Source organism: Kitasatospora sp. NBC_01302, assembly GCF_035976515.1.
GTDB lineage: Bacteria > Actinomycetota > Actinomycetes > Streptomycetales > Streptomycetaceae > Kitasatospora.
The window spans coordinates 7317539-7344388 of the sequence record NZ_CP108404.1; the positions used below are offsets into that span (position 1 = coordinate 7317539).

The following is a 26850-nucleotide window of genomic DNA, read 5'->3' on the forward strand; positions in this document are numbered from 1 at the left end:
CAATGTCAGCCCTGCCGGGTAATCTCAGGCTGAGATGCTGGAACACCACACCGACCACACCAGCTGCGCGCCCCCTTCGGCCCAGTCCGAGGAGCCGGCCCCGCAGCCGCAGGCGTCACCGTCTGCGACCCATCACCACGGGAAGAAGAAGGTGACGCCGATGAGCAGCGCCCTGCCCGACGACGACGCGCTGAGCCCCGCCGAGGCCTACGCCGCCGCCCGCCGCCGCAGCCAGGAGCAGGCCACCGCCCTGTACGAGTTCCGGGAGCTGTACGACTTCCCGCTCGACGTCTTCCAGCTGGAGGCCTGCGAGCGGCTGGAGGCCGGTGACGGCGTCCTGGTCGCCGCGCCCACCGGCTCCGGCAAGACCATCGTCGGCGAGTTCGCCGTCCACCTGGCCCTGCGCTCGGGCCGCAAGTGCTTCTACACCACCCCGATCAAGGCGCTGTCCAACCAGAAGTACGCCGACCTGGTCAAGCGCTACGGCGCCGCCAAGGTCGGTCTGCTCACCGGCGACAACTCCGTCAACGGCGACGCGCCCGTGGTGGTGATGACCACCGAGGTGCTGCGCAACATGCTCTACGCGAACTCGCGCGCCCTGGACGGCCTCGGCTACGTGGTGATGGACGAGGTGCACTACCTCGCCGACCGCTTCCGCGGCGCGGTCTGGGAGGAGGTGATCATCCACCTGCCGGAGTCCGTCACGCTGGTCTCGCTCTCGGCCACCGTCTCCAACGCCGAGGAGTTCGGCGACTGGCTGGACACCGTGCGCGGCGGCGTCAAGGTGATCGTCTCCGAGCACCGCCCTGTCCCGCTGTGGCAGCACGTGATGGCCGGCAACCGGATGTACGACCTGTTCTCCGACCCGGACGTGGACGGCCGCCCCAAGTTCAGCCAGAAGAACCCGGCCAAGGCGGTCAACCCCGAACTGGTCCGCCTGGCCCGCTCGGAGGCCGACCGCAACCCCCGCTTCGCCGGGCGCGGCCGTGGCCGCTCGATGGGAGGCGGCCGTCCGGGGCGGGTCTGGACCCCGGGCCGGGTCGACGTGATCGACCGGCTGGACGCCGAGGGCCTGCTGCCCGCGATCACCTTCATCTTCAGCCGGGCCGGCTGCGAGGCCGCCGTCCAGCAGGTGCTCACCTCCGGGCTGCGGCTCAACAACGAGCAGGAGCGGGCGCAGGTGCGCACCCTCGTGGAGGACCGCTGCGCGGCGATCCCCGACGAGGACCTGCACGTGCTCGGCTACTTCGAGTGGCTGGACGGCCTGGAGCGCGGGGTGGCCGCCCACCACGCCGGCATGCTGCCCCGGTTCAAGGAGGTGGTCGAGGAGCTCTTCCTGAAGGGCCTGGTCAAGGCCGTCTTCGCGACCGAGACGCTGGCGCTGGGCATCAACATGCCCGCCCGCTCGGTGGTCCTGGAGAAGCTGGTCAAGTGGAACGGCGAGATGCACGCCGACATCACCCCCGGCGAGTACACCCAGCTCACCGGGCGGGCCGGGCGGCGCGGCATCGACATCGAGGGCCACGCGGTGGTGCTCTGGCAGCGCGGCCTGGACCCGGAGGCGCTGGCCGGGCTGGCCGGCACCCGCACCTACCCGCTGCGCTCCTCCTTCAAGCCCTCCTACAACATGGCCGTCAACCTGGTCGGCCAGTTCGGGCGGCACCGCTCGCGCGAACTGCTGGAGACCTCCTTCGCCCAGTTCCAGGCGGACCGCTCGGTGGTGGGCATCTCCCGGCAGGTGCAGCGCAACGAGGAGGGCCTGGAGGGCTACCGCGAGGCGATGACCTGTCACCTCGGGGACTTCGAGCAGTACATGAGCCTGCGCCGGCAGCTGAAGGACCGGGAGAACGAGCTGGCCCGCGAGGGCGGCAGCCAGCGCCGGGCGGCGGCCATCGAGGCGGTCGAGGCGCTCAAGCCGGGCGACGTGATCCACGTGCCGACCGGCAAGTTCGCCGGGCTGGCGCTGGTCATCGACCCGGGCCTGCCGCCGGTCAGCCGCTCCCCGCGCACCACCCGCCACCCGGATTACCAGGACGGGCCGCGCCCGGTGGTGCTGACCGCCGAGCGGCAGGTCAAGCGGCTGGCGATGATCGACTTCCCGCACCCGGTGGTCGCCATCGAGCGGGTCAAGATCCCCAAGTCGTTCAACCCGCGCAGCCCGCAGTCCCGCCGCGACCTGGCCTCCGCGCTGCGCACCAAGGCCGGTCACCTGGAGCCCGAGCGCTACCGCAAGGGGCGCGCGGCCGCCGCCGACGACAGCGAGCTGGCCCGGCTGCGCACCGAGCTGCGCCAGCACCCCTGCCACGGCTGTGACGACCGGGAGAACCACGCCCGCTGGGCCGAGCGCTACCACCGCCTGCACCGCGACACCGAGGTGCTGGAGCGCAAGATGCGCTCGCGCACCCACACCATCGCCCGCACCTTCGACCGGGTCTGCGGCCTGCTCACCGACCTCGGCTACCTGGTCGGCGACAGCGTGACGCCCGAGGGCAAGCGGCTGGGCCGGCTCTACGGCGAGCTGGACCTGCTCGCCTCGGAGTGCATCCGCGAAGGGGTCTGGAAGGACCTGGCCGCCGCCGAGCTCGCCGCCTGCGCCTCGGCGCTGGTCTACGAGTCCCGGCAGGCCGACGACGCGGCGGCGCCCCGGCTCCCGGAGGGCGACGCCAAGCAGGCGCTGGGCCGGATGGTGCGGATCTGGGGCCACCTGGACGCGCTGGAGGAGCAGCACCGGATCAACACCAGCGAGGGCGTCGGCCAGCGCGAGCCCGACCTCGGTTTCGCCTGGGTCGCCTACCGCTGGGCGCTGGGGCACAGCCTGGACGCGGTGCTGCGCGACGCCGACATGCCGGCCGGCGACTTCGTGCGCTGGACCAAGCAGCTGATCGACGTGCTCGGCCAGATCCAGGACGCGGCCGGCGAGGACGCCCAGCTGCGCACCACCGCGCGCAAGGCGGTGGACGCGCTGCGGCGCGGGATCATCGCCTACTCGTCGGTGGGCTGACGACGGGTCGGCGGGGGCCGGTGATCCGGCCCCCGCCGACGGCTGGTGCGGCTGGCGCTCAGCCGAGCTGGAAGGTGGCCTGGACCGGGTAGTGGTCGCTGGGCGCGTTGGTGTCCAGCTGCCCGGCGCTCCAGCCGGCCTGCGGGTCGAAGTCGATCGCGACGGTGGGCAGCGCCAGCGGGACGGGGCGGCCCGGGGCGTTCAGGTAGCCGAGGTAGTCCAGGTCGTCGCGGTAGTCGACCGGGAAGGTCTCGACCCCGGACATGTACTGGCACCAGGCCGAGACCGTGCAGTCCATGGTGGCCAGGCTCTGGCTCGGGTCCAGCGCCGGCGAGCCGAGCACCCCGCCCACCGCCGCCTGGGCGTTGGCGTAGTCGCCGCGCGCCTGGCCGTTGTAGTACTCCACGTTCAGGTCGCCGCCGAAGAGCACCGGGGCGCCGGCCCCCACGATCCCGTTCACCCAGGACTTGATCTCGCCGAGCTGGGCGAGCCGGGTGGCCTGGGTGGTGTCGGTGGAGACGTCGGACTCGTCGGCCTGCAGGTGGGTGCCGGCCACCCAGGTCTTCACGCCGCCCTTGTCCACCTGCACCAGCGCCGCGCCCTTGTCGGCGTGGTAGTCCCAGGTGCCGGAGGTGGAGTTGGTGAAGACGTGCTGGTACTGGGCGGTGATCGGGTACTTCGACAGGATCATCGTCCCGCCGTTGATCACGAACGGGGAGCTGGAGCAGTTGCCGCTGGTCCCGGTCCAGCCGCCGCCCGAGCAGGTCCCGCCGACCACCGGGGTGCGGTAGGGGTAGAGGTCGGCGAGCTTGCTGTTGATGTCGCTGATCGAGGAGTTGTTGAACAGCTCGTCCAGGACCACCACGTCGGCGCTGTGCTGGCGGACGATCGACTCGATCACCGGGGTCCGGGTGCTGGCCTTCTCGTTCTGGCTCCAGTCGACCACGGCGGTGCCGAGGTCGACGTTCCAGGTGAGGACCGACAGCGTGCTGCCGGCCGGCGCGCCGGCCGCCGTGGCGGCCTGCGGCACGAAGCCGCCGAGCAGGGTGATCGCAGCGGCGGCCGAGCAGAGCGCGGCGGCGGTACGGCGCAGGGTCATGGGAGTACGGCTCCTGAGAAGGGGTCAGCTGTGCATGACAGCCGGAACCGTAGCTACCGGTGGGTACGACCGGAAGAACGCGGGTCGACCATTCTTCGGCAAAAAGATGTCTGCACAACGCCGCCGGAGCTGGCTGCACAACTCCGCCACCGGTTCAGCGCGTCAGCACCGCAAGCACCCGCTCCAGCGCACTGCCGAGGCCCCAGCGGGTGGCCAGCTCCTCCAGCGTCATCGGGTCCAGCGGCTCGCGCGGCAGCGCGGCGTCGAAGTCGGGCAGCGGGATGTCGGTGGCGACGCGGACGACGGTGGGCGCGACGTCGAGGTAGGGGGCGCCTTCGAGGATGTTCTTGCGGCGGGCCGGGGTGAGCTTGGAGAAGGGGTCGGCGGCGGCTGCGCGGATGCCGGCGAGGTCGCCGTACTCGCGGATGAGCTGGGTGGCGGTCTTCTCACCGATCCCCTTGACGCCCGGCAGGCCGTCGCTCGGGTCGCCGCGCAGCGCCGCCATGTCGGCGTACTCGCTGCCGGTGACGCCGTACTTCTCGCGCAGGGCGGCCTCGTCGATGATCTGGGCGGCGCCGACGCCCTTGACCGGGTAGACCACGGTGACCTGCCGGGCGTCGTCCACGAGCTGGAACAGGTCCCGGTCGCCGGTGACGATCCGCACCGGCCCAGCGGCCCGGGTGGCCAGGGTGCCGATCACGTCGTCGGCCTCGTAGCCGGGCGCGCCGACCCGGGCGATGCCGAGGGCGTCCAGCACCTGCTCGATCACCGGGACCTGGGGCGAGAGGGTGTCGGGCACCTCCTCGGCGCCCGCGCCGACCCCGGGGCCCTCGGCGGCCAGCCGGTGCGTCTTGTAGGTCGGGATCAGGTCCACCCGCCACTGCGGCCGCCAGTCGGCGTCCATGCAGGCCACCAGCTGGTCCGGGCGGTGGTCCTGGACCAGGCGGGCGATGAAGTCCAGCAGGCCCCGGACGGCGTTCACCGGAACGCCGTCGGGGGACTTCACGGACTCCGGGACGCCGAAGTACGCGCGGAAGTAGAGGCTGGCGGTGTCGAGGAGCATCAGGCGCGGTGCGGTCACGCCCCGATCATCGCGCACCGCGCCGACAACCCCCCAACCCGACACCGGGACTCAGCTCGCGGCCTCCGGCAGCGGCACCGCGGCGCCGGTCACCCGCACCCGCGAGTCGCCGGCCACCAGGCTCACCCGCAGCAGGCCGGGGCTGCCCAGGTCCTCGCCCTGGTGCAGGGTCAGCTCGGCCGACTCGCCGGCCCCGCCCAGCTCCCGCAGGTAGGCGCCGAACGCGGCGGCGGCCGCGCCGGTGGCCGGGTCCTCCACCACGCCGCCGACCGGGAACGGGTCGCGGACGTGGAAGACGGTCTCGGACTCGCGCCAGACCAGCTGCAGGGTGACCAGGTCACGAGCCGTCATGAAGGCCGCCAGCCCGTCGAAGTCGTAGGCCAGGTCGGCCAGCCGCTCGCGGGTGCGCACGGCGAGCACCAGGTGGTGGGCGCCCGCGTAGGCGATCCGCGGCGGCAGCTCCGGGTCGAGATCGGCAGCCGCCCAGCCGAGCGCGGCCAGCGCCTGCTCGACCTCCTCGGCCCCGATCGGCAGCACCTCGGGCTCGACGCTGGTCAGGGTCGCGTGCAGCACGCCGTCCTGCTCGGCGACCTGGACCGGCACGGTGCCGGCCTTCGTCTCGAAGACCAGCTCGCCGGGGCCCTCGGCGTGCGCCACCGCCACGGCGGCGGCGACGGTGGCGTGCCCGCAGAACGGGACCTCCAGGGTGGGGGCGAAGTACCGCACCTGGTAGCGGCGGTCGGCGGTGCCGGGGACGGCGGTGAGGAAGGCGGTCTCGGAGTAGCCCAGCTCGGCGGCGAGGGCCAGCATCTGCTGGTCCGTCAGGCCGGTGGCGTCCGGCACCACACCCGCCTTGTTGCCGCCGGCGGGGTCGGTGGTGAAAGCCGCGTAACGCAGAACAGTCGTCATGATCGGCGCAACGCGGGCGGTGTGCCGATCATTCCGGCCGGTCGCCGGGGCCCGCTCAGTGCGAATGCGGTCCGGCCCGGTGGACGGGGCCGTGCGAGTCGGCGCAGTGCTCGGCGGCCAGCGCCTCGGCGGAGTCGGTGATCTGCAGCAGCTGCTGGTCGTCGTCCTCGCCGAGGTGGTCCACCTGCAGGGTGGCGTGGGTGATCCGGTACTCCTCGCGCAGCCGGCGCTGCAGGTCGCGCCGCACGGCGTGGCAGTCGCCGCTGGGGGTGACCAGGATGTGCGCGGAGAGCGCCGGCTGCCCGGAGGTGATCTCCCAGACGTGCAGGTCGTGGATCTCCTCGACCAGGGGGGTGGTCACCAGGCTGTCGGCCAGCGCGTCGGGGTCGACGCCGGCCGGGGCGGCCTCCAGGAAGATCCGCCCGGAGTCGCGGACCAGGCCGATGCCGGCCCGCAGCATCAGCGCCACCACGATCAGCGAGGCGATCGCGTCCGCCCGCAGGAAGCCGGTGGTCAGCATGATCGCGCCGGCCACGGCGGTGGCGATGAAGGCGTAGAGGTCGGTCAGCACGTGCTGGAAGGCGCCCTCGACGTTGAGCGAGCTGCGGTTGGCCTTGGACATGCACCAGGCGGCGGCGATGTTGATGACCACCCCGACCAGTGCGGTGACCAGCACCAGACCGCCCTCGACCTGCGGCGGCGAGATCAGCCGGGTGACCGCCTCGTAGCCCAGCCAGGCGGAGAGCACCAGCAGGGTGACGCCGTTGGCCTGGGCGGAGAGGATCTCGGCGCGCTTGAGGCCGTAGGTATAGCCGCCGCGGGCCGGCTTGGCCGCCAGCCGCATGGCCACCAGGGCGAGCACGATCGAGGCCGCGTCGGTGAGCATGTGCGCGGCGTCCGAGATCAGCGCCAGCGAGCCGGCGGCGAAGCCGACCACGACCTCCGTGGCCATGAAGACGACGATCAGGGCCAGCGCGCTGGTCAGCCAGCGGCGGTCGGCGTCGGCCGCGACACCGTGCGAATGGCCGTGCCCGCCGTGCCCGTGCCCGCCGTGCCCGTGCCCGCCATGGCCGTGTCCGCCCTGTTCGCCGTGGTCGTGGGAGTGCTCGTGGTCGTCGTGCGTGTGGGTGTGCGGGTGCTCGGTGTGGCCGGCCATCGCGGTCGTCTCCTGAACGCGGGGAGTGATCGAGGGGGTGCCCTGCAGGGAAGTGAACCGCATATCGGACGGAGATCCAAAGGCTGCAGTGGTGACCGTTGTCGTTCCACTTTTCGGGGGTCCGATCAGCCCTCTCACCGTAATCTCATCCGAATCGACCCGATTGTGGCGTTCAGTTGATATCGCGTTTATCCGCCTGCCCATACATTTCCTGGTGTGAGCGATACGAAGATTCCGGCCGGGTGGTACCCGGACCCGCAGGACCCTGACGGTGACCCCAGGACCGAGCGCTGGTGGGACGGCACCGGCTGGACGGCCACCACCCGTCCAGGCGCCTCGGGCGCCTCCGACGGTGCGGGCGTCTCCGATGCCGAGACCGTCTCCGGGGTCGAGCCCGTCCCCGAGGGCGAGGGCATCGAGCAGACCGTCGTGCTCGACGGCGCCCGGGTGATCGAGGGCGAGGTGCTGGAGAACGGGACGGTGCGGTTCCCCGAGCCGCCCGCCGAGCCAGGCCCCAGCGGCGCCCTGTACGGCGAGCCGCTGCCCCGCAAGCCCTCCGTCTTCAAGCGGATGAGCCGCCCGGTGCTGGTCGCGGCGGCGGTGGCCGGCGTGCTCGGGCTCGCGGTGGGCTCCGGCGTCACCTACCTGGCCACGGACCACCACGACTCGTCCGCCCAGGTGCAGGCAGCCCCGCAGCAGCAGAACTCCCAGCCGAACGGCAACGGCAACGGCAACCACAACGGGACCGGGCGCCAGCGCGGCGGCGGTTCGGGCGGCAGCGGTGGCAGTGGCAGCGGCAGCGGTGGCAGCGGTGGCGGCGGCGGGCTGGGCGGCCTGCCCGGCTTCCCGGGCTTCCCGGGGCTGCCGGGCGGCGGCAGCGGCGGTGGCAGCGGGCAGGGCACCGTGGCCGCCGACCTGAACAGCAACATCCAGCTGCCGGTCCCGAGCGGCTGGCAGGGCGGCACCGCCAATGACGGCACCGCGTTCCTGACCGTCGGCCAGTACCAGTGCCCGGGTTCCAGCGGCAGCGGCTCCGGCGGCGGCAGCGGTGCGGACCAGGTCTGCTCGCTGGGCGGCGTCAACACCGCCGAACTCCAGGGCACCGACCCGCAGGCCGCCGCCGAGAAGGACATCCAGACCGCCGTGGACGCCTCCTACCCGGGCAGCAAGTCCCACCAGGAGCTCAAGTCCGGGGCGGTCACCGTGGACGGCCGCAAGGGCTACCTGGTCCGCTGGCAGGTCACCGCCGCCCAGGGCAACAACGGCACGGTGGAGTCGGTGGTCTTCCCCACCGCGGACGGCAAGAGCCTGATCGCGGTCCGGCTCGGCTTCGACATCGCCGACAAGGCCCCGGCCGTCTCGCAGATGGACACCATCGTCAGCGGGATCACCGACTACGCCGCCCCCGCGGGCAGCAGTGGCGGCGGCAACGCGGCGGGTGGCAGCAGCACCTGACGCCGGCTCGGCTCACCGATCGCGCGCCCCGCTGCCTCCCCCGGCCGCGGGGCGCGTCCGGTCACAGGAAGGTGCGCCCCTCGCCCCGGTAGGTCGGCACCGTGGCCACCAGCCGGTCGCCCGCCACCAGGTGCAACTCGGCGAAGCGCTCGCACAGTTCGCCGGCCTTCGCGTGCCGGAACCAGACCCGGTCGCCCACCAGCAGGTCGTCCGCCGCCGAGCCGAGCAGCGGCGTCTGCACCTCGCCGGCCCCCTCCTGGGGGTCGTAGCGCAGGCCGGTCGGCAGATAGGGCACGGGGGAGCGGTCGGCACCCGCCGGACCGGAGGCGGGGTAGCCCCCGCCGAGCACCGTCACCACGCCCACCCCCGGGCGCCGCACCACCGGCTGGGCGAAGAGCGCCGCCGGAGTGCCCCGGAACGCCTGGTAGTTGTCGAAGAGCCGGGGCAGGTAGAGCCCGGAGCCGGCCGCCACCTCGGTCACCGCGGCCTCGGCCGCCGTGCTCTGCACGCTGCCGGTGCCGCCCCCGTTGACGAACTCCAGCTCGGCCACCTGCCGCACCGCCCGCACCACAGCGGCGCGCCGCTCGGCGAGTTCGGCGCGCGCCCTGGCCTGCATGAGCCGTATCACCCGCGAGCGCACCGGCCGGCCAGCCACCGAGTCGCCCACCCCGGCGATGTGCCCCTCGTAGGCCATCAGCCCGACCACCGCGAACCCGGGCCGGCGGCGCACCAGTTCGGCCAGCGCCACCAGCTGCTCGGGCGTGCGCAGCGGCGAGCGCCGCGCGCCGACCCGCACCCGGCCGCCCAGCAGCTGCAGCGAGGTGTCCAGGTCCAGGCAGACCCGCACCCGCTCCTCGCCGCCGCGTGCGGCGTCGATCAGGCCCAGTTGCGCCGGATCGTCGACGAGCACGGTGATGTTGGCCGCCAGCTTCGGATCGGCGGTCAGCTCGGCGAAGGCCGCGCGGTCGGCCGAGGGGTAGGCGAGCAGCACGTCCTGGACCCCGGCCCGGGTCAGCCAGATCGACTCGGCGAGCGTGAAGCTCATCACCCCGGCGAAGCCGTCCCCGGCCAGCACGCGTTCCAGCAGGGCCCGGCAGCGCAGCGACTTGCTGGCCACCCGGACCGGTTTGCCCTGGGCCCGGCGCACCAGATCGGCGGCGTTGGCGTCGAAGGCGTCCAGGTCGACGATGGCCAGCGGGGCGGTCAACTGCGCGGTGGCCCGGTCGAAGCGTGCTCGGTCGGCGTCCGGTGAGCTCGTCATGGGCGCAGCGTGCCACAGCGGTGCTACCGCTGGGTATAGGTGTGCCGCAAAGAGGCTTCGCACGGCGCCGCACGGCACGGTTCGAGGGCGCTCGGCCAGCGGCTAGGCTCGCCGGGTGGACGGTAAGAACATTCCCAATCCCGGATTCGCCGCCGACGACGGCAGCGCCGATCCGGCCCTCGCCCGGGCGCTGGCCGACTGGTCGCAGCAGCAGGGCGCGGCCGAGCCGGCCCTGCTGGCCGCGCTGCGCCAGGCCCGCCTGATGGTGCCGATCGTCGCGCTGCTCGGCGAGGTGGAGACGGACGCGGCAGGCCTCAAGCACGAGAAGACCAGCGACATGGCGGTCCCGGTGATCGAGGCGGCCGACGGGCGCCGGGCGCTGCCCGCGTTCACCTCGCTGGCCTCGCTGGCCGCCTGGCAGGCCGACGCCCGCCCCGCGCCGGTGAACGCGCCGCAGGCGGTGATGACGGCCTACGCCGAGCGGGCCGACACCCTGCTGATCGACCCGGCCGGTCCGGTGACGTACCAGCTGACCGGTGCCCGGATGCGCGCGGTGGCCGAGAACCGGGTCTGGCTGCCGCCGGTGCAGGACCCCGAGGTGCTGGACGCGCTGCGCGCGCTGCTGGCCGGCGAGCCGCAGGTGCTCCGTGCCGAGCTGACCCCGGGCGGGACGACCGACGTGGTGCTCGGGCTCGAGCCGGCGGACGGCGCCGACGTGCCCGCGCTGGCCCAGCGGCTGGCCGCGGCGCTGGCGGCGGACCCGGTGCTGCGGGTGCGCCTGACCCGGGGCCTGGACCTCGCACTGCTGCCCGCCGGCGCACGGCCGACGGGCAGCGGTTTCTACCAGGCCGGATGACGGCCGCGGCGGTTCAGGAGTATCAGGAGTAGACGGGCCCGGTGAACTTCTCGCCCGGCCCGGTGCCCGGCGCGTCCGGCACCATCGAGGCCTCGCGGAAGGCCAGCTGGAGCGAGCGCAGGCCGTCGCGCAGCGGGGCGGCGTGGAAGTTGCTGATCTCCGGGGCGCCCGCGGTCACCAGGCCGGCCAGCGCGGTGATCAGCTTGCGGGCCTCGTCCAGGTCCTTGTCCTTCTCGCCGCCCTCGGCCAGACCGCACTTGACGGCCGCCGCGCTCATCAGGTGCACCGCCACGGTGGTGATCACCTCGACGGCCGGCACCTCGGCGATGTCGCGGGTCAGGTCGTCGTACCCGACGGTCTCGTCAAAGGACTCGGAAGCGTTGTCGGGCTGGCTGCTCAAGGAAGGCTCATTCCCTCGGGGTGGATCCGTACCCCTGGGAGGGTACCGGCAGACAGTGCTCTCGCCCGTAGTGTAAAGTGGCTTAACGACCGGCTGAGCGCTTCACCGTGCCCGGCCAGCAAGTGGAGGCTCCACCCAGGAGGCCCGAGAGGGCAACCGCGACAGTCTCCCACCTGATCGGCCTGCGGGTCGACGGGTCCCGGTCCGCGACAGCAGCTCTCAAGGCCGTGCGTCGCCGAGCAGCGTCCCTCACCGGACGCCGCCCCCGGATGTGTGGAGCCCCGCTTGTGACGAGCGGGGCTTTTTTCGTGCCGCGGTGCTTCGGAGTACCGGACGGCAGCGCAGCACGAATGAAGCCCCGCCCAGTGGTCGAAGTCCACTACGTGCGACCGCCTCCCTGACGGCCGCATCGCAGAAGGTGCAACCAAGGAGGCCCCATCAGCACCGAGCCCCGCATCAACGACCGGATTCGCGTCCCCGAGGTGCGACTCGTCGGTCCCAGTGGCGAGCAGGTCGGCATCGTGCCGCTTGCCAAGGCGCTGGAGCTTGCGCAGGAGTACGACCTCGACCTGGTCGAGGTCGCGGCGACCGCCCGGCCGCCGGTGTGCAAGCTCATGGACTACGGCAAGTTCAAGTACGAGTCGGCCATGAAGGCCCGTGAGGCGCGCAAGAACCAGGCGCACACGGTCATCAAGGAGATGAAGCTCCGGCCGAAGATCGACCCGCACGACTATGACACCAAGAAGGGTCACGTCGTTCGGTTCCTCAAGCAGGGCGACAAGGTCAAGATCACGATCATGTTCCGTGGTCGCGAGCAGTCCCGCCCCGAGCTGGGCTTCCGACTGCTGCAGCGGCTCGCCAACGACGTCCAGGACCTGGGCTTCGTGGAGTCCTCGGCCAAGCAGGACGGCCGTAACATGATCATGGTTCTCGGCCCGCACAAGAAGAAGACCGAGGCGATGGCCGAGGCCCGTGCGGCGCAGGACGCCCGCAAGGCCGAGCGCCTGGGCCGTGGCGCCCAGGCCGACGAGGCCGAGGACGCTGAGGACGCTGAGGCGACGTCCGCCGACGATGTCGAGCTGACCGACGCCGAGCAGAACGACGACGCAGACCAGGCCGCCGAGGCGGTCCAGGACCAGGCGGAGGCCGGCGACACCGCTGCCACCGCCGAGCAGCCGGCCGAGGTCGCTCAGGACGCCTGAGCCTTCGGGTTTGGGCTCGGGTGATCCGGCCACCGCGGTCCCGGGGCTCCCGTCCCGGTGACCGGAGAACACCAAGCGCTCGGGCCCGCGTGGCAACACGCGGGCCAGAGCGGACCGACGAGGAGATACGGCGACATGCCGAAGCAGAAGACGCACAGTGGCGCCAGCAAGCGCTTCAAGATCACGGGCTCTGGCAAGGTGCTCCGCGAGCGCGCTGGCAAGCGCCACCTCCTGGAGCACAAGTCCTCCAGGGTGACCCGCCGTCTGACCGGCACCGCCGAGATGGCCCCCGGCGACACCAAGACGATCAAGAAGCTTCTCGGTAAGTGATCGCCCGCCGCGGCCCTGCCGGCCGCGGAGCCCGGCTGATCCTTTCCGACCGATTCGATTGACGGACCACGTGAAGTAGTCCGTGGTCCAACCCCTAGGAGTAATGAAGTGGCACGCGTCAAGCGGGCAGTGAACGCCCACAAGAAGCGCCGGGTCATCCTTGAGCGGGCCAGCGGTTACCGCGGCCAGCGGTCGCGCCTGTACCGCAAGGCCAAGGAGCAGGTCACCCACTCGCTCGTTTACAACTACAACGACCGCAAGAAGCGCAAGGGCGACTTCCGTCAGCTCTGGATCCAGCGCATCAACGCTGCGGCCCGTGCCAACGGCATGACCTACAACCGCTTCGTGCAGGGCCTCAAGGCCGCCAGCATCGAGATCGACCGCAAGATGCTGGCCGAGCTCGCCGTGAACGACGCCAACGCGTTCGCCGCGCTGGTCGAGGCCGCCCAGAAGGCGCTGCCGACCGACGTCAACGCGCCGAAGGTCGCCGCTGACGCCGCCTGATCCACCGCAGTACCCGGACCCGCAGGCTCCTCGCGAGCCTGCGGGTCTTTTTGAAGGTCCCCGCGGACCCGCTTGCCCACCCCGTCGAAAGTGACCATGGCCAGCACCGACACTCCCCAGCTCAGCTCGCTCCGCTCGCCGCGGGTGATCGCCGCCCGCAAGCTGGCGCGGCGCGCCCAGCGCGGCAAGGACCGCCGCTTCCTGGCCGAGGGCCCGCAGGCGGTCCGCGAGGCGATCGCCTACGGGCTGCTGCCGGGCGGGCGGGAGCACGCGGTGGTGGAGATCTACCTCACGCCGGAGGCCGCCGAGCGGCACGGCGAGATCGTCGCTGCCGCCCGGGCGGCGGACCTGCCGGTGCTGACCGCCACCGACGAGGTGATCGCCGACATCTGCGACACCGTCACCCCGCAGGGCATCGTGGCGCTCTGCCGCTTCCTGGACACCCCCTTCGCCGAGGTGCTGAAGGCTCGTCCCAAGCTCGTCGCGGTGCTGGCCAACGTCCGCGACCCCGGCAACGCCGGGACCGTGCTGCGCACCGCGGACGCGGCCGGTGCGGACGCCGTGGTGCTGACCGACGCCTCGGTCGACCTCTACAACCCCAAGGCCGTGCGCGCCTCGGTCGGCAGCCTCTTCCACCTGCCGGTCGCCGTCGGGGTGCCGATCGAGCAAGTGGTGGCCGAGCTCAAGGCCGACGGCGTGCGGGTGCTGGCCGCCGACGGGGCGGGGGAGCGGGACCTGGACCAGGAGCTGGACGAGGGCACGCTGGGTGCCCCGAGCGCCTGGATCTTCGGCAACGAGGCCTGGGGGCTGCCGGAGCAGACCCGCGCGCTCGCCGACGAGGTGGTGCGCGTGCCCATCCACGGTCACGCCGAGAGCCTCAACCTCGCCACCGCCGCCGCCGTGTGCCTCTACGCCTCCGCTCGCGCACAGCGTTCGCCCGCAGGCTGTCGCGAGCCGGGTACGGAGCGCTAGGGTCAGTCTGACAACACGGTCCTCCTGACGGGGGCCGGGCCGGGCGGGGGCCGGGCTGGGCCAGGGGTCCGGTCGGGTGTGCGGTCCGCCAAGGGGGCGCGGCGCACGGATCGGCGGATCGGGAGGGCTCTCATGGTCGGCGGCGAGGACTGGCGGCTGGCCGTGCCGGCTGCCCCACCGCTGGACCCGGACGAGCTGCCGGACGGCCTGGTGATCGCCGACCGGGCCGGCCTGGTGGTCTGCTTCAACCGCGCCGCCGCCCGGCTGACCGGCATCAGCGGGCCCGCCGCGCTCGGCCGCCCGCTGGCCGAGGCGCTGCCGCTGGAGGACTTGGACGGCCGCCGCTGGTGGCAGCTGACCGACCCGTACGGCGGGCTGGCCATCCGCACCCGCCAGCCCGAGCGCAACCTGCTGCTGGCCGGTGCCAACCGCGAGCTGCTGGTCTCCGCCTCCTACCTGCGCGAGCGCCCGCGCGGCCCGCTGCGCCAGCTGGTGGTCGCGCTGCGCGGCACCGAGGCCCGTCGGCGCACCGAGCGCGCGCACGCCGAGCTGATCGCCACCGTGGCGCACGAGCTGCGCTCCCCGCTGACCAGCGTCAAGGGTTTCACCGCGACCCTGCTGAACAAGTGGGAGCGGTTCACCGACGGGCAGAAGCGGCTGATGCTGGAGACGGTGAACTCGGACGCCGACCGGGTCACCCGGCTGATCGCCGAGCTGCTGGACATCTCCCGGATCGACGCGGGCCGGCTGGAGGTGCGCAAGCAGGTGGTGGACCTGGCGGCAGCGGTGCGCCGGCACGTGGAGGGCAAGGTGGCCGCCGGGATCGCGCCCGAGCGCTTCGACATCAGGCTCGCCGAGGACCTGCCGCAGCAGTGGGCGGACCCGGACAAGATCGACCAGGTGCTCGCCAACCTGCTGGAAAACGCGGTGCGGCACGGCGAGGGAACTGTCACCATCGAGGTGGCGCCCGCGAAGGAGATCGTCGAGGCCGCCAGTTGGGAGCACCCGGGCACCCCGCCCCGGATCGTGGAAGGAACGGCGGTCACCGTGAGCGACGAGGGCAGCGGCATCCCGGAGGAGTCGATGCCGCGCGTCTTCACCCGCTTCTGGCGCGGCAGCAAGCGCGGCGGCACCGGCCTGGGCCTCTACATCGTCAAGGGCATCGTCGAGGCGCACGGCGGGACGATCCGGATCGACCGCGCGCCCGGTGGCGGCGCCCGGTTCCGATTTATCCTGCCCGCCGGGGTGCCCGACTTCATGGTCTGACCACAGACCTGCCAGGGGCCCGGCGGGCTGTTGCGACCGGCCGAAAACCAGGCGGTGTGCGCCCTGCGACTACACTCGACCTGGTGTAACGCCCCGTGCGGCCGAGCCGCGGACACCCTCCCCGCCCGAACCGGCGGGGTCTGCCTGCCCGCTGTCCGGCCACGCAGGGCGTGGCGGTTGCGTATCCGCGGTTGCATATCCGAGCACGGACGAGCAGGAGCACGGGAAAGATAGAGATGTCGGCACCCAACAAGTCCTACGACCCGGTAGAGGTTGAGGCATTGAAGCCGGAAGAGGTCGAGCGTGCCCGGGACGAGGCCGTCGCGGCCTTCGCCGCCGCCACCAGCCTGGAGGAGCTGAAGCAGGCCAAGGTCGCGCACACCGGCGACCGCTCCGCGCTCTCGCTGGCCAACCGCGAGATCGGCGCGCTGCCGCCGCAGGCCAAGGCCGCGGCCGGCAAGCTGATCGGCCAGGCCCGCGGCGCGGTCAACCAGGCGTTGGCGAAGCGTCAGACGGAGCTGGAGGCCGAGCGCGACGCGCGCGTGCTGGTCGAGGAGGCGGTGGACGTCACGCTGCCCTACGACCGCGCCCCGCGCGGTGCCCGGCACCCGCTGACCACGCTGGCCGAGCGGATCGAGGACACCTTCGTCGCGATGGGCTACAGCATCGCCTCGGGTCCCGAGGTCGAGGCCGAGTGGCTCAACTTCGACGCGCTCAACCTGGGCCCCGACCACCCCGCGCGCTCGATGCAGGACACCTTCTTCGTCGCCGCCGGCGACGGCTCGCCCGACTCGGGCATGGTGCTGCGCACCCAGACCTCGCCGGTGCAGATCCGCGCGATGCTCGACAAGCAGCCGCCGCTGTACGCCGTCTCGGTCGGCCGGGTCTACCGCACCGACGAGCTGGACGCGACCCACACCCCGGTCTTCCGCCAGGTCGAGGGCATCGCGGTTGACGAGGGCATCACCTTCGCCGACCTCAAGGGCACCATCGAGCTGCTGGTCAGCAAGCTGATCGGGGACGAGCTGGAGCTGCGCTGGCGGCCCTCGTACTTCCCGTTCACCGAGCCGAGCGCCGAGGTGGACCTGGAGTGCTTCGTCTGCCGGGGCGCCAGCGTGGGCAACCCGGACGCGCCGTGCCGCACCTGCTCCTCCGAGGGCTGGATCGAGCTGGGCGGCTGCGGCGTGGTCAACCCGCGGGTCCTCGTCGCCGCCGGGGTGGACCCCGAGCGCTACAGCGGATTCGCCTTCGGCCTGGGCCTGGAGCGGATCCTGATGAACCGTCACAACGTCGCGGACATGCGCGACATGGTCGAGGGTGACGTGCGTTTCACTCTCCCGTTCGGGATGGAGATCTGATGCGCGTCCCGCTTTCCTGGCTGCGCGAGTACGTCGACCTGCCCGCCGGTGTGACCGGTCGGGAGCTGGCCGAGAAGCTGATCCGGGCAGGCCTGGAGGTCGAGACCGTCGAGCAGCTCGGCGCCGACCTCAAGGGCCCGCTGGTGGTCGGCGAGGTGCTGTCGATCGAGGAGCTGACCGGCTTCAAGAAGCCGATCCGGCACTGCTTCGTCAACGTCGGCGACGCCAACGGCACCGGTGAGCCGCAGGAGATTGTCTGCGGCGCCCGCAACTTCAAGGTCGGCGACAAGGTCGTCGTGGTGCTGCCCGGTGCCGTGCTGCCCGGCCCGTTCCCGATCGCGGCCCGCCAGACCTACGGCCAGACCTCGGCCGGCATGATCTGCTCGGCCCGCGAGCTCGGCATGGGCGACGATCACGACGGCATCATCGTGCTGCCCGAGCACTACGAGCCCGGCACCGACGCCATCGAGCTGCTGGAGCTGGTCGACGAGGTGCTCGACATCGCGGTCACCCCCGACCGCGGCTACTGCCTGTCGATGCGCGGCGTGGCCCGCGAGGCCGCCGCCGCGTACGGGCTGCCGCTGGCCGACCCGGCGCTGCTGGACGTGCCGCCGGCCAACTCCTTCGGCTACCTGGTCAAGGTCGCCGACCCGGCCGGCTGCGACCGCTTCGTGGCCCGCACCGTGACCGGCATCGACCCGGGCGCCAAGTCGCCGATCTGGCTGCAGCGCCGCCTGCAGAAGATGCACGTCCGTCCGATCTCGCTGACCGTCGACATCACCAACTACGTGATGCTGGAGGTCGGCCAGCCGCTGCACGCCTACGACCGCGGCCGGGTGGACGGCCCGATCCAGGTGCGCCGCGCGCTCGCCGGGGAGCGGCTGACCACGCTGGACGGCGCCAAGCGCGAGCTGTCCACCGAGGACCTGCTGATCTGCGACAACTCCGGGCCGATCGGCCTGGCCGGGGTCATGGGCGGCGCCTCCACCGAGATCATCGACCCGGTGACGGACCCGGAGACCGGCGAGGTCACCGGCTCCACCGAGGTGATCATCGAGGCGGCGCACTTCGACCCGGTCTCCATCGCCCGCACCGCCAAGCGGCACAAGCTGCCCTCCGAGGCCTCCAAGCGCTTCGAGCGCGGCGTGGACCCCGAGGCCGCCCGGGCCGCCGCGCAGCGCGCCGTCGACCTGCTGGTGCTGATCGCCGGTGGCACCGCCGAGGCCGGGGTGACCGACATCGCCGCCCCGCACCCGGTGCGCACCATCACCATCGCCGCCGACCTGCCGGACAAGGTGGCGGGCATGGTGTACGGCCGCGAGACCGTCACCCGCCGGCTGCAGGAGGTGGGCTGCTCGGTGGCGGGCGCCGACCTGCTGGAGGTCACCCCGCCGACCTGGCGCCCCGACCTGACCGACCCCAACGACCTGGCGGAGGAGGTGATCCGGCTGGAGGGCTACGACAACGTCCCCGTCCGGATGCCCACCGTGCCGCCGGGCCAGGGGCTCACCGCCGCCCAGCGCCGGCACCGCCGGGTGGGCGTGGCGCTGGCCGGCGCCGGCTACGCCGAGGTGCACAACTACCCGTTCCTCGGCGCGGCGGCCTTCGACGGCCTCGGCCTGGACGAGGACGACGTGCGCCGGCGCACCGTCAAGCTGGTCAACCCGCTGAACGACGAGGAGCCGGCGCTGCGCACCACGCTGCTGCCGGGCCTGCTCGGCGCGCTGCGGCGCAACATCGGGCGCGGCAACACCGACCTGGCGATCTTCGAGACCGGTCTGGTCTTCCTGCCCGAGGCCGAGCAGCAGGTCGCCCCCCGGCCTGCGGTCGACCACCGGCCGAGCGACGAGGAGATCGCCGCGCTGAACGCCGCGCTGCCGCGCCAGCCGCTGCGGGTGGCCGTCGCGCTGGCCGGGGAGCGGCTGCCCTCCGGCTGGTGGGGCAAGGGCGCGCAGGCGAGCTGGGCGGACGCCGTCGAGGCGGCCCGCACGGTGGCGCGCGCGGCCGGTGTGGAGCTGACGGTCCGTCAGGGCCAGTACGCGCCCTGGCACCCGGGCCGCTGCGCCGAGCTGCTGGTGGCCGGCACCGACCGGGTGGTCGGCCACGCCGGCGAGCTGCACCCGCGGGTGATCAAGGCGCTGCACCTGCCCGAGCGCACCGCGGTCGCCGAGATCGACCTCGACCTGCTGAGCGCCGACGGTGAGCGGACGGTCGAGGGCCCGGCGGTCTCCGGCTACCCGGTCGCCACCCAGGACGTGGCGCTGATCGTGGACGCCGCGGTGCCGGCCGCCGAGGTGGAGGCCGCGCTGCGCGAGGGCGCGGGCGAACTCCTGGAGGCGATCCGGCTGTTCGACGTCTTCACCGGCGAGCAGGTGGGCGAGGGCAAGAAGTCGCTGGCCTACGCGCTGCGCTTCCGTGCCACCGACCGCACGCTGACGGCCGACGAGGCCTCGGCGGCGCGCGAGAGCGCGGTGGCCGCCGCGCTGGCGCGCACCGGCGCGGTGCTGCGCGGGGCGTAGCCGGGAGCTGGTGCGGCGGGAGCCGGTGGCCGTGCGGCCACCGGCTCCCGCCGTCCGCGTCTCAGCCCACCAGCCGGCGCAGGCGCTCGGCGGCTCCGGTGACCATCGCCTCGCCGTGCCCGAAGCAGGCCGTCTCCGTGTCCAACTCGGCCTGCCGGGCCAGGGATTCGGCGGCGCGTTCGGGATCGGTGTTGAACACGCCCAGCCGGGCGTCGTTCCCGACGTTGGCGATGGTGTCCCCGGTGAAGAGCACCCGCGGGCCGGGCAGGTAGATCGCGATGCTGCCGTCGGTGTGGCCGGGGACGGCGAATACCTGGGCGCCGCCGCCGAAGTCGACGGTGTCCCCCTCGTGCAGCTCGCGGTCGACCCGCACCGGGTCGACCGCGGGCAGCGGCGGCAGGCTCGCCCGCAGCTCGCGCTCCCAGTCGGCGACGAACACCGGCTCCGCGGCCGGGCGTTCACCCCGGATCACGGCCGCGTCCGCGGCGCCGGCCAGCACCAGCGCGTCACCCCAGCCGGCCGCCTCGGCGGCGCCGCCGACGTGGTCCTCGTGGCCGTGGGTGATGATGATCCGCTGGATGTCGCCGGGCCGGCGCCCGAGGGAGCGCACCGCCTCGGCGATCGCGGGGGCCGAGCCGCCCGGCCCCGCGTCGATCAGGGTGAGCGCGTCGGCGTCACTCCACAGGTAGGCCTGGCCGACGTCGAAGCGGAGCAGGTGCAGCTGGGGGAGTACCTCCACGAGATCCATGTCCGCAGCCTAGATCGGCGCGGTCCGCGCCGGGTGCTTCGTTCACCGAGGGCTGACGGGCTGACGGGCCGAGGCGTTGCGGGAGCGGGCCGGTCGGCTCAGACGGCGGCCGAGTAGTCGTAGAAGCCGCGGCCGGACTTGCGGCCGAGCAGGCCCGCGTCGACCATCCGGGAGAGGACCGGCGGGGCCGCGTAGAGGGGCTCCTTGTACTCGGCGTACATCGACTCCGCGATCGAGGCGATGGTGTCCAGGCCGATCAGGTCGCACAGGCGCAGCGGGCCCATCGGGTGGGCGCAGCCGGCCTCCATGCCCTTGTCGATGTCGGCGGCGGTGGCCACGCCGGTCTCGAACATCCGCACCGCCGAGAGCAGGTAGGGGACGAGCAGGGCGTTGACCACGAAGCCGGCCCGGTCGCGGGCGCGGATCGGCTCCTTGTCCAGGACCTGGATGGCGAAGGTCTCCACCCGGGTGGTGGTCTCGGCGGAGGTGGTCAGGGTGGGGATCACCTCGACCAGGCGCTGCACGGGGGCGGGGTTGAAGAAGTGCAGGCCGATCACCTGCTCGGGGCGGGAGGTGGCCGCGGCCAGCTTGACGATCGGGATCGAGGAGGTGTTGGAGGCGAGGATCGCGTCGCGCCGGCGCACCACCTGGTCCAGGGTCTGGAAGATCTGGATCTTGATGTCCTCGCGCTCCGCGACCGCCTCGACCACCAGGTCGCGGTCCGCGAAGTCGGCCAGGTCGGTGGTGAAGTTCAGCCGGGCCAGGGCCTGCTCGCGCTGCTCCTCGGTGAGCTTGCCGCGCTTGACGGCGGTCTCCAGCGAGTTGGTCAGCCGGGTGCGGCCCAGCTCCAGGGCCTCGCCGGTGGCCTCCGAGACCAGCACGTCCAGCCCTGCCCGGGCGAAGACCTCGGCGATCCCCGATCCCATGAGTCCGCAGCCGACCACTCCGACGCGCGCGATGTCGCTCACTGAACTTGCCTTTCCCGGGTTACCAGCCGGGCGGGGTCGCCGCCCATGTCGCTCGACGTTACTACTTGCCGGTAGATCAAGGCTCGGGGGCCCCGCGAAACCGGCTACGCCGTTCGCATGAGCCGTGTCCTCCCGCCGTGTGGCCGAGGCGGTCCGGGCGGGTGCAGCCAGCATGCTGTCCGACAGGGCCGGGCCGGACGGCTCAGGCGGATGACGGGGCAGAGGGAGCTGTGATGCGCGGCGGTTCGCTGGCGGGACAGGTGGCGCTGGTCACCGGCGCGGGGCGAGGGCTCGGCCGGGCGATCGCGCTCGGCCTGGCGGCCGAGGGCATGGCGGTGGGGCTGGTCGGCCGCACCCGGGACACGCTCACCGACACGCTCAAGGCCTGCGTGCGGATCGGCGCCAAGGGCGTGGCGGTGCCGGCGGACGTGGCGCGGCCCGGCGCGGTGCGCGAGGCGGTGCGCAGCGTCGAGCGGGACCTGGGCCCGGTGGATCTGCTGGTCAACAACGCCGGGCAGATCGACCAGGCCGAGGTGCCGTTCTGGGAGGCGGACCTCGGGCAGTGGTGGCAGGTGGTGGAGGTCAACCTGCGCGGCCCGGCCAACCTGCTGCGCTGCGTGCTGCCCGGCATGGTGGCGCGCCGGCGCGGGCGGGTGCTCAACCTCAACTCCGGCCTGGCGGTGGGCCGGGACAGCAACTACACCGCCTACGCCACCTCCAAGGGCGCGCTGCTGCAGCTCTCCGGCAACATCGCCGACTCGCTCTCGGCGCACGGTGTGGTGGTGCTCGACATCAGCCCGGGGCCCTCGCCCACCGACATGACCGCCAGGATGCCGCGGTTCGCCGGGATGAAGGAGTGGAACAGCCTGCCCTACCTGGCCGCCATCGCGGTCGACACCGCGCGCGGGCGGTTCGACGCCCTGCACGGTCGGTTCCTGCACGCCGGACAGGACAACCTGGAGAACCTGGTGGCGCAGGCCGCCGAGATCCGGGCGGCCGACGCCCGGACCCTGCGGCTGCGGCCGTACGGCCCGGGCGATCCGCTGGCCTGAGGGCCGGCCCGGGCAGCGGGGCAGCGGGGCAGCCGGGCGGTGGAACCTACCGTAGTAGTGGCCGGCGTGCCGCCGGCTCCGGTCAAGTCACCTGTGGCTGAAGCTGCCTGATACTTGGTCAACTCTTGACCCGGTGCGGCCCCGGTGCGCCCCGTTCGCCGTCGCGTACAGGTCAACTGGGCAGGCAACTCGCCCTGAAAGGGCCGTCCCGCGGCGCTTGGAACCGACTGGGCGTGCTCCGCTTCTTCGGTCAACTTCCGCTGATGGTGGGTGGTTTGGCGTCCTTGACAGTTCGTCGAGCGTCTTGCCTATGCTGACGTTCCCCGGCCGGCGGGTGAGGTGCCAGCGGCCCGGTCGCTCTCACCAGCCCGCCCTGTGAAGGAGAGTTCCGTGGCAGACCGTACCGAGCTTGAGAAGATCGTCTTTACCGGTTCCGGCGGTGAACTCGTCGGCAACCTCTTCCATCCGGCCGCCGAGCGCAGTGCCCGGCCAGGGCCGGCCGTGGTGGTCTCGGGATCTTGGACGACGGTCAAGGAGCAGATGGCGGGAGGCTACGCCGAGCGGCTCGCCGAGGCCGGATTCCGGGCGCTCGCCTTCGACTTCCACGGCTTCGGCGAGTCGGGCGGCGCCCCGCGCGAACTCGAGGAGCCCGAGCGCAAGAGCATCGACATCGCCGCCGCCGTCGACTACCTGCGTTCGCGCGCGGACGTGGCCGCCGACCGGGTCGGCGCGCTCGGCATCTGTGCCGGTGCCGGGTACAGCGCCGCGGCCGCCGCCCGCGGCGCGGGCCTGCGCTCGCTGGCGATGGTCGCGCCCTGGCTGCACGACGACGAGCTGCTGCTGGAGCTCTACGGCGGGGCCGAGCAGGTCGCGGCGCGGCGCGAGCGGGGCGCCGAGGCCGCGGTGCGGTACCGGGAGAGCGGCGAGGTGCGCTATGTGCCCGCGGTCAGCCGGGACGACCAACGGGCGGCCATGGTCGGCGCGTTCGACTACTACCTGGACGAGTCCAGGGGCGGCCTCCCGCAGTGGACCAACCGGTTCGCCGAAATGGGTTGGCTGGGCTGGCTCGGCTTCGACGCGTTCGCGGCCGTCCCGGGCGTCACGGTGCCGACCGTCCTGGTGCACAGCCGCGACGCCGCGATCCCGGCCGGCGCCGAGCGGTTCCACGCGGAGTTGGGTGCGCCCAAGGAACTGCACTGGCTGCCGGGCACGCAGTTCGACTTCTACGACGACGAGGCCACCGTGACAGCCGCGCTGGACCGGGTGCTGGCCCACTTCCGGGCCACGCTCTGAGCGCGACCAGCGGAACCGGAGCGGGTCACGAGCAGAGCTGACTGGCCGTCACCGCGCTCAGGCCGCGCTGCTGGAGCGCCTCCAGAACGGCCGGCAGCGCGTCCACCGTGCCCTGGTGGCCCATGTGCAGGGCGACGATCGAACCGGGCTTGATCGAGCCGAGCATCCGGCGCTGGATCACCTCTGCCCCCGGGTCGGCGTAGTCGCGCGGGTCCAGGTCGTAGGAGAGGCAGTGCTCGTAGCCCGCCTTGCGGGCCTGGGCCTTCACCCGGGCGGTGGCGAACTGCGCGGCCGAGGGGCGGAACCACCGTCCGATCGAGCCGGTCAGCTCCTTGAGCCGGTCCGCGCAGCCGGCGATCTCGGCGTAGGCCTGGTCCGCGGAGAGCGAGCAGATGTCCAGGTGGTTGAGGGTGTGGTTGCCCAGCTCGTGGCCGCCGTCCAGGATCCGCTTGGCCATCTGCGGCTGCTGGTCCAGCCAGCTGCCGACCACCAGCACGGTGACCTTGGCGCCGTGCTGCTCGGCCGCCGTCAGCAGGGCGGTGGCCAGCTCCGGGTCGCCCTGCCCGTGGAAGGTCAGCGCGACCTGCGGGCGGTCGGGCGGCCCGCTGATCACCTCGGCCGGGGTGCCTGCGGCCAGCGGCGGCTGGTCCGGCGGACCGGGCGAGGCACCGGCGGCCGCCGGTGAGCCGCTCACGGCGGCGCTGGGCGTCGCGGCCGGGATCCGGTTGGGCGTCAGCACCGTCGGGGCGCCCGGCGCGGGGCTCGGGTGCTCCGGGTGGCCCGCGCCGGCGGCCCCGCCACCGGTGGCGGCCTCCTGGCCGCAGCCGGTGAGCAGGCCGCCGGCCGCGGTCAGAGTGGCCAGCTGGGCAGTGGTCCGCAGGATGCTGCGGCGGTTCACACTCATCGCGAACCAGCATAAAGACGGACGAATCACCGTGCGAGCCGAAGTGGGCCCTTCGGTGGTGACCCGAGCGGATGGTGACGCCGGGTCAGAGGCGGAAGACCCCGTACGCGAACCCCTCGGCACGCACCCGATCGCCCTCGGCCGTCACCCCGTGGACCAGCAGCGGCTCGGCCGTACGCCCCGCGAGCTGCGGCAGGGCCAGTGCGGCCGGGGCGCGGCGCGGGTTGACCACCACCAGGTGGCGCTCGCCGCGCAGATAGGCGAACGGGTAGCCGTCGCTGAGCGCGGTCACCGTGCAGTCCGTGCCGAGCTCGGGCGTGTCGCGGCGCAACCGGATCAGCCGCCGGACGTGGCTCAGCGGCGAGTCGGGATCCGGCCGCTGGGCGGCGACGCTCGGGCGCTGCGGGTCCGGGTCCAGCGGCAGGTAGAAGTCGGCGGGCGGGGCGCCCGAGAAGCCGGCGCCCGGGCTGTCGTCCCACTGCATCGGGGTGCGCGAGCCCTGGCGCGCCTCGGTGCCGAACTGACTGCCCTCCTTGTCGGGCAGGCCGGGCACGTAGCGCATGCCGATCTCGTCGCCGTAGTAGATCACCGGCAGGCCGGGCCAGGTCAGCAGGAAGGCGAAGGCGCAGGCCAGCTGCTCACGGGTGCGCGGGCCGCAGGACAGCCGGGAGAAGTCGTGGTTGGCGGTGGGCAGGGCCACCAGTCCCCGGCCGTCGATCGCGGCCTCGGCGTCCCGCCAGGCGGTCAGGAACTCGGCCATCGAGCCGCCGCCCTCCGGGTCGAAGTAGCAGGGCTCCCCGTGCGCCCAGCTGCCCTGGCTGCCGGTGCCGTTGTCCCACAGCGAGCGCAGCCCGCGCCCGTTGAAGTGCAGGAAGAAGTCCGCGTGCAGCCCGGCGGGGACCGAGCGGGCCGGGTCGCCCCACTCGGCGATCAGCACCCGGTCGGGGTGCTCGCGGTCCAGCCAGCCGCGCATCTCGCCCCAGAGCTTGGCGGTCTCCAGGTGCCCGGGGTCGTCCTTGACCAGCGAGGCGGCCATGTCCACCCGGAAGCCGGCCACCCCGAGCGCGAACCAGTGCGCCATGATCTCGCGCAGCGCGGCCCGGTTGGCCCGCGGGCCCGGCGCGTCCACCGGGCTGCGCCAGGGCTCGGCCGGGTCGGGGCGGGCGTAGCCGAAGTTGAGGGCGGGCTGGATCGGATAGAAGTTGGCCCGGTAGAAGCCGCCGCGCCGGCCCTGGTTGGGGATCCACTCGTGCACCGGGGCGGCGATCCGCTCGGACCAGATGTAGCGGTCGTCGGCGGGGTCGTGCGCGGCCTGCCGGAACCACGGGTGGCGGTGCGAGGTGTGGCCGGGCACCAGGTCGAGCAGCACCCGGATGCCGCGCTCGCCGGCCGCCCGGACCAGCTCGGCGAGGTCCTGGTTGCTGCCGTAGCGCGGGGCGATGGTCAGGTAGTCGGCCACGTCGTAGCCCGCGTCGCCGAACTCGGAGCTGAAGCACGGGCTGAGCCACAGGGCCGTCACCCCGAGGGCGGCCAGGTGGTCCAGGCGGGCGGTGACGCCCGGCAGGTCGCCGATGCCGTCACCGTTCGAGTCGGCGAAGGACTGCGGGTAGATCTGGTAGAGGACGGCGTCGGCGAGCCAGCTGGGGACGGCGGGCTGGCGGGCGCTCAGGGGGTCCATGGGCCTGCTCCTCCTCGGTGGGGGGACCGCGAGAAGCCGCCAGACTATGGGGCGACGGTGGCGGCTGTCCGCCGATCCGATCAGGATTCCCGCAAGCCGGTGAGGTGGGCGAAGACCACCACGTTGGCGGTGTAGTCGGCGCGCTTGCGGTCGTAGACGCCGCCGCAGGTGATCAGGCGCAGCTGTGCGTTGGGGGACTTGCCGTAGACCCGGTCGTCCGGGAACTGGTCCTTGGGGAAGACCTCCACGCTGTCCACCGTGAAGGTGGCGGTCACCTTGTCGTCCCGGGCCACGTCGACGGTGGCGCCCTTGGTGAGCGCGCTCAGGCTCCAGAAGACGGCGGGCGCCGTCTTGGTGTCGACGTGGCCCAGCACGATCGCCGTGCCCTTGTTGCCGGGCACCGTGCCGGCCTGGTACCAGCCGACCAGGTTGGTGTCGTTCGGCGGCGGCGGGTTGAGCACGCCGTTCGCGCCCAGGCCGAGGCCGGTGAAGGGCGCGTTGACGCCGATGGCCGGGATGGTCAGCCGGACGGGGTGCGCGTCGGGGACGACACGGACGGGGGCGCGCTGCACGGGGGTGGCGCTGGCGCTGGGCGAGGCGGCCACGACGGCCCTGGTCTGCGGCGGGAGCGGGGGCGGCGAGCCGGCGTGGCGGATCATCACCAGGCCGAGCACGCAGGCGCCCACGGCGGCGAACAGCACGCTGCGACGCTGGCGGCCGAGCGATTCGGTGGTGGGCGGGTCACCGTTCGGATCGGCGTGGTTGCCCATGGCGGGGAGCCTTTCTGCGGGGCGGGGCGAGCGGGGGGAGGCGGTACCGGGCCGGACGGCGCTGCGCT

The 26850-nt window shown here is 73.0% G+C and carries 23 protein-coding genes; 12 read left to right on the plus strand and 11 right to left on the minus strand.

Going from position 1 to position 26850, the window contains the following annotated elements; all coding sequences use genetic code 11:
• Positions 1-160: 160 nt before the first annotated feature.
• Positions 161-3001 (plus strand): DEAD/DEAH box helicase, encoded by a 2841-nt coding sequence (locus OG294_RS32095; protein ID WP_327070059.1) that lies wholly within the window; start codon positions 161-163, stop codon positions 2999-3001.
• A gap of 58 nt (positions 3002-3059) precedes the next feature.
• Here OG294_RS32095 and OG294_RS32100 read toward each other — a convergent pair whose 3' ends face one another.
• From OG294_RS32100 to OG294_RS32115, 4 genes are all read right to left on the minus strand, one after another.
• A complete protein-coding gene (locus OG294_RS32100; RefSeq protein ID WP_327070060.1) occupies positions 3060-4100 on the minus strand; it encodes a sphingomyelin phosphodiesterase in 1041 nt (346 codons plus the stop codon).
• A 154-nt stretch (positions 4101-4254) separates the two neighbouring features.
• The gene (locus OG294_RS32105) at positions 4255-5163 is read right to left on the minus strand and encodes a 5'-3' exonuclease (RefSeq protein WP_327071744.1); all 909 of its coding nucleotides are present in this window, start codon (positions 5161-5163) and stop codon (positions 4255-4257) included.
• Between the two features lie 69 nt (positions 5164-5232).
• Positions 5233-6090, minus strand: a complete 858-nt coding sequence (locus OG294_RS32110) for a PhzF family phenazine biosynthesis protein (protein WP_327070061.1) — start codon at positions 6088-6090, stop codon at positions 5233-5235.
• Between the two features lie 55 nt (positions 6091-6145).
• Positions 6146-7246, minus strand: a complete 1101-nt coding sequence (locus tag OG294_RS32115) for a cation diffusion facilitator family transporter (protein WP_327071745.1) — start codon at positions 7244-7246, stop codon at positions 6146-6148.
• Between the two features lie 216 nt (positions 7247-7462).
• Between OG294_RS32115 and OG294_RS32120 the strand changes: the two genes are divergently transcribed.
• Positions 7463-8701, plus strand: a complete 1239-nt coding sequence (locus tag OG294_RS32120) for a DUF2510 domain-containing protein (RefSeq protein ID WP_327070062.1) — start codon at positions 7463-7465, stop codon at positions 8699-8701.
• Positions 8702-8762: 61 nt separating this feature from the next.
• Here the strand turns inward: OG294_RS32120 and OG294_RS32125 are convergent, their stop codons facing one another.
• Entirely contained in the window at positions 8763-9962 is a 1200-nt protein-coding gene (locus OG294_RS32125; RefSeq protein WP_327070063.1) for an alanine racemase, read from the minus strand.
• Positions 9963-10077: 115 nt separating this feature from the next.
• Between OG294_RS32125 and OG294_RS32130 the strand changes: the two genes are divergently transcribed.
• Positions 10078-10818 (plus strand): SseB family protein, encoded by a 741-nt coding sequence (locus OG294_RS32130; protein WP_327070064.1) that lies wholly within the window; start codon positions 10078-10080, stop codon positions 10816-10818.
• Between the two features lie 22 nt (positions 10819-10840).
• Here OG294_RS32130 and OG294_RS32135 read toward each other — a convergent pair whose 3' ends face one another.
• Positions 10841-11218 carry a DUF1844 domain-containing protein gene (locus OG294_RS32135; RefSeq protein ID WP_327070065.1) on the minus strand — a complete coding sequence of 126 codons (378 nt, stop codon included), beginning with the start codon at positions 11216-11218 and terminating at the stop codon, positions 10841-10843.
• Positions 11219-11655: 437 nt separating this feature from the next.
• Here OG294_RS32135 and infC point away from each other — a divergent pair, with 437 nt between their 5' ends.
• The 7 genes from infC (at position 11656) to pheT (ending at position 19369) form a co-directional block, all read left to right on the plus strand.
• Positions 11656-12420 (plus strand): translation initiation factor IF-3, encoded by a 765-nt coding sequence (gene infC, locus OG294_RS32140; RefSeq protein ID WP_327071746.1) that lies wholly within the window; start codon positions 11656-11658, stop codon positions 12418-12420.
• Positions 12421-12555: 135 nt separating this feature from the next.
• Positions 12556-12750 (plus strand): 50S ribosomal protein L35, encoded by a 195-nt coding sequence (gene rpmI / locus OG294_RS32145; protein ID WP_184934509.1) that lies wholly within the window; start codon positions 12556-12558, stop codon positions 12748-12750.
• A 108-nt stretch (positions 12751-12858) separates the two neighbouring features.
• Complete coding sequence (gene rplT / locus OG294_RS32150) at positions 12859-13254, plus strand: 50S ribosomal protein L20 (RefSeq protein ID WP_327070066.1); 396 nt, start codon at positions 12859-12861, stop codon at positions 13252-13254.
• 96 nt (positions 13255-13350) lie between these two features.
• Complete coding sequence (locus OG294_RS32155; protein WP_327070067.1) at positions 13351-14226, plus strand: TrmH family RNA methyltransferase; 876 nt, start codon at positions 13351-13353, stop codon at positions 14224-14226.
• Positions 14227-14358: 132 nt separating this feature from the next.
• Positions 14359-15492: a sensor histidine kinase gene (locus tag OG294_RS32160; RefSeq protein WP_327070068.1), complete on the plus strand. Its 1134-nt coding sequence runs from the start codon at positions 14359-14361 to the stop codon at positions 15490-15492.
• A gap of 236 nt (positions 15493-15728) precedes the next feature.
• The gene (gene pheS, locus OG294_RS32165; RefSeq protein WP_327070069.1) at positions 15729-16850 is read left to right on the plus strand and encodes a phenylalanine--tRNA ligase subunit alpha; all 1122 of its coding nucleotides are present in this window, start codon (positions 15729-15731) and stop codon (positions 16848-16850) included.
• The gene (gene pheT / locus OG294_RS32170; protein ID WP_327070070.1) at positions 16850-19369 is read left to right on the plus strand and encodes a phenylalanine--tRNA ligase subunit beta; all 2520 of its coding nucleotides are present in this window, start codon (positions 16850-16852) and stop codon (positions 19367-19369) included. Before pheS ends, pheT begins: the two co-directional genes overlap by 1 nt.
• 61 nt (positions 19370-19430) lie before the next feature.
• On the opposite strand, the gene OG294_RS32175 is transcribed toward pheT, so the two are convergent.
• Both OG294_RS32175 and OG294_RS32180 read right to left on the minus strand, forming a co-directional pair.
• Positions 19431-20117, minus strand: coding sequence for an MBL fold metallo-hydrolase (locus OG294_RS32175; RefSeq protein WP_327070071.1), 687 nt, complete (start codon positions 20115-20117; stop codon positions 19431-19433).
• Between the two features lie 98 nt (positions 20118-20215).
• Complete coding sequence (locus tag OG294_RS32180; protein ID WP_327070072.1) at positions 20216-21085, minus strand: 3-hydroxybutyryl-CoA dehydrogenase; 870 nt, start codon at positions 21083-21085, stop codon at positions 20216-20218.
• Positions 21086-21318: 233 nt separating this feature from the next.
• On the opposite strand from OG294_RS32180, the gene OG294_RS32185 reads away from it, so the two are divergent.
• Both OG294_RS32185 and OG294_RS32190 read left to right on the plus strand, forming a co-directional pair.
• The gene (locus OG294_RS32185; RefSeq protein WP_327070073.1) at positions 21319-22137 is read left to right on the plus strand and encodes an SDR family NAD(P)-dependent oxidoreductase; all 819 of its coding nucleotides are present in this window, start codon (positions 21319-21321) and stop codon (positions 22135-22137) included.
• A 390-nt stretch (positions 22138-22527) separates the two neighbouring features.
• On the plus strand, positions 22528-23430 hold the full coding sequence (locus OG294_RS32190; protein WP_327070074.1) for an alpha/beta hydrolase: 903 nt from the start codon (positions 22528-22530) through the stop codon (positions 23428-23430).
• A 25-nt stretch (positions 23431-23455) separates the two neighbouring features.
• On the opposite strand, the gene OG294_RS32195 is transcribed toward OG294_RS32190, so the two are convergent.
• The 3 genes from OG294_RS32195 to OG294_RS32205 form a co-directional block, all read right to left on the minus strand.
• Positions 23456-24334, minus strand: coding sequence for a polysaccharide deacetylase family protein (locus OG294_RS32195; protein WP_327070075.1), 879 nt, complete (start codon positions 24332-24334; stop codon positions 23456-23458).
• Positions 24335-24419: 85 nt separating this feature from the next.
• Entirely contained in the window at positions 24420-26012 is a 1593-nt protein-coding gene (locus OG294_RS32200) for an alpha-amylase family glycosyl hydrolase (protein ID WP_327070076.1), read from the minus strand.
• Positions 26013-26092: 80 nt separating this feature from the next.
• Entirely contained in the window at positions 26093-26782 is a 690-nt protein-coding gene (locus tag OG294_RS32205; RefSeq protein ID WP_327070077.1) for a class F sortase, read from the minus strand.
• Positions 26783-26850 lie beyond the last annotated feature (68 nt).

Coding starts and splice junctions, on each gene's coding strand:
- OG294_RS32095 (WP_327070059.1), top strand. CDS start 161: ATGAGCAGCGCCCTGCCCGACGACGACGCGCTGAGCCCCGCCGAGGCC.
- OG294_RS32100 (WP_327070060.1), bottom strand. CDS start 4,100: ATGACCCTGCGCCGTACCGCCGCCGCGCTCTGCTCGGCCGCCGCTGCG.
- OG294_RS32105 (WP_327071744.1), bottom strand. CDS start 5,163: ATGCTCCTCGACACCGCCAGCCTCTACTTCCGCGCGTACTTCGGCGTC.
- OG294_RS32110 (WP_327070061.1), bottom strand. CDS start 6,090: ATGACGACTGTTCTGCGTTACGCGGCTTTCACCACCGACCCCGCCGGC.
- OG294_RS32115 (WP_327071745.1), bottom strand. CDS start 7,246: ATGGCCGGCCACACCGAGCACCCGCACACCCACACGCACGACGACCAC.
- OG294_RS32125 (WP_327070063.1), bottom strand. CDS start 9,962: ATGACGAGCTCACCGGACGCCGACCGAGCACGCTTCGACCGGGCCACC.
- rpmI (WP_184934509.1), top strand. CDS start 12,556: ATGCCGAAGCAGAAGACGCACAGTGGCGCCAGCAAGCGCTTCAAGATC.
- OG294_RS32155 (WP_327070067.1), top strand. CDS start 13,351: ATGGCCAGCACCGACACTCCCCAGCTCAGCTCGCTCCGCTCGCCGCGG.
- OG294_RS32160 (WP_327070068.1), top strand. CDS start 14,359: ATGGTCGGCGGCGAGGACTGGCGGCTGGCCGTGCCGGCTGCCCCACCG.
- pheS (WP_327070069.1), top strand. CDS start 15,729: ATGTCGGCACCCAACAAGTCCTACGACCCGGTAGAGGTTGAGGCATTG.
- pheT (WP_327070070.1), top strand. CDS start 16,850: ATGCGCGTCCCGCTTTCCTGGCTGCGCGAGTACGTCGACCTGCCCGCC.
- OG294_RS32175 (WP_327070071.1), bottom strand. CDS start 20,117: ATGGATCTCGTGGAGGTACTCCCCCAGCTGCACCTGCTCCGCTTCGAC.
- OG294_RS32185 (WP_327070073.1), top strand. CDS start 21,319: ATGCGCGGCGGTTCGCTGGCGGGACAGGTGGCGCTGGTCACCGGCGCG.
- OG294_RS32195 (WP_327070075.1), bottom strand. CDS start 24,334: ATGAGTGTGAACCGCCGCAGCATCCTGCGGACCACTGCCCAGCTGGCC.
- OG294_RS32200 (WP_327070076.1), bottom strand. CDS start 26,012: ATGGACCCCCTGAGCGCCCGCCAGCCCGCCGTCCCCAGCTGGCTCGCC.
- OG294_RS32205 (WP_327070077.1), bottom strand. CDS start 26,782: ATGGGCAACCACGCCGATCCGAACGGTGACCCGCCCACCACCGAATCG.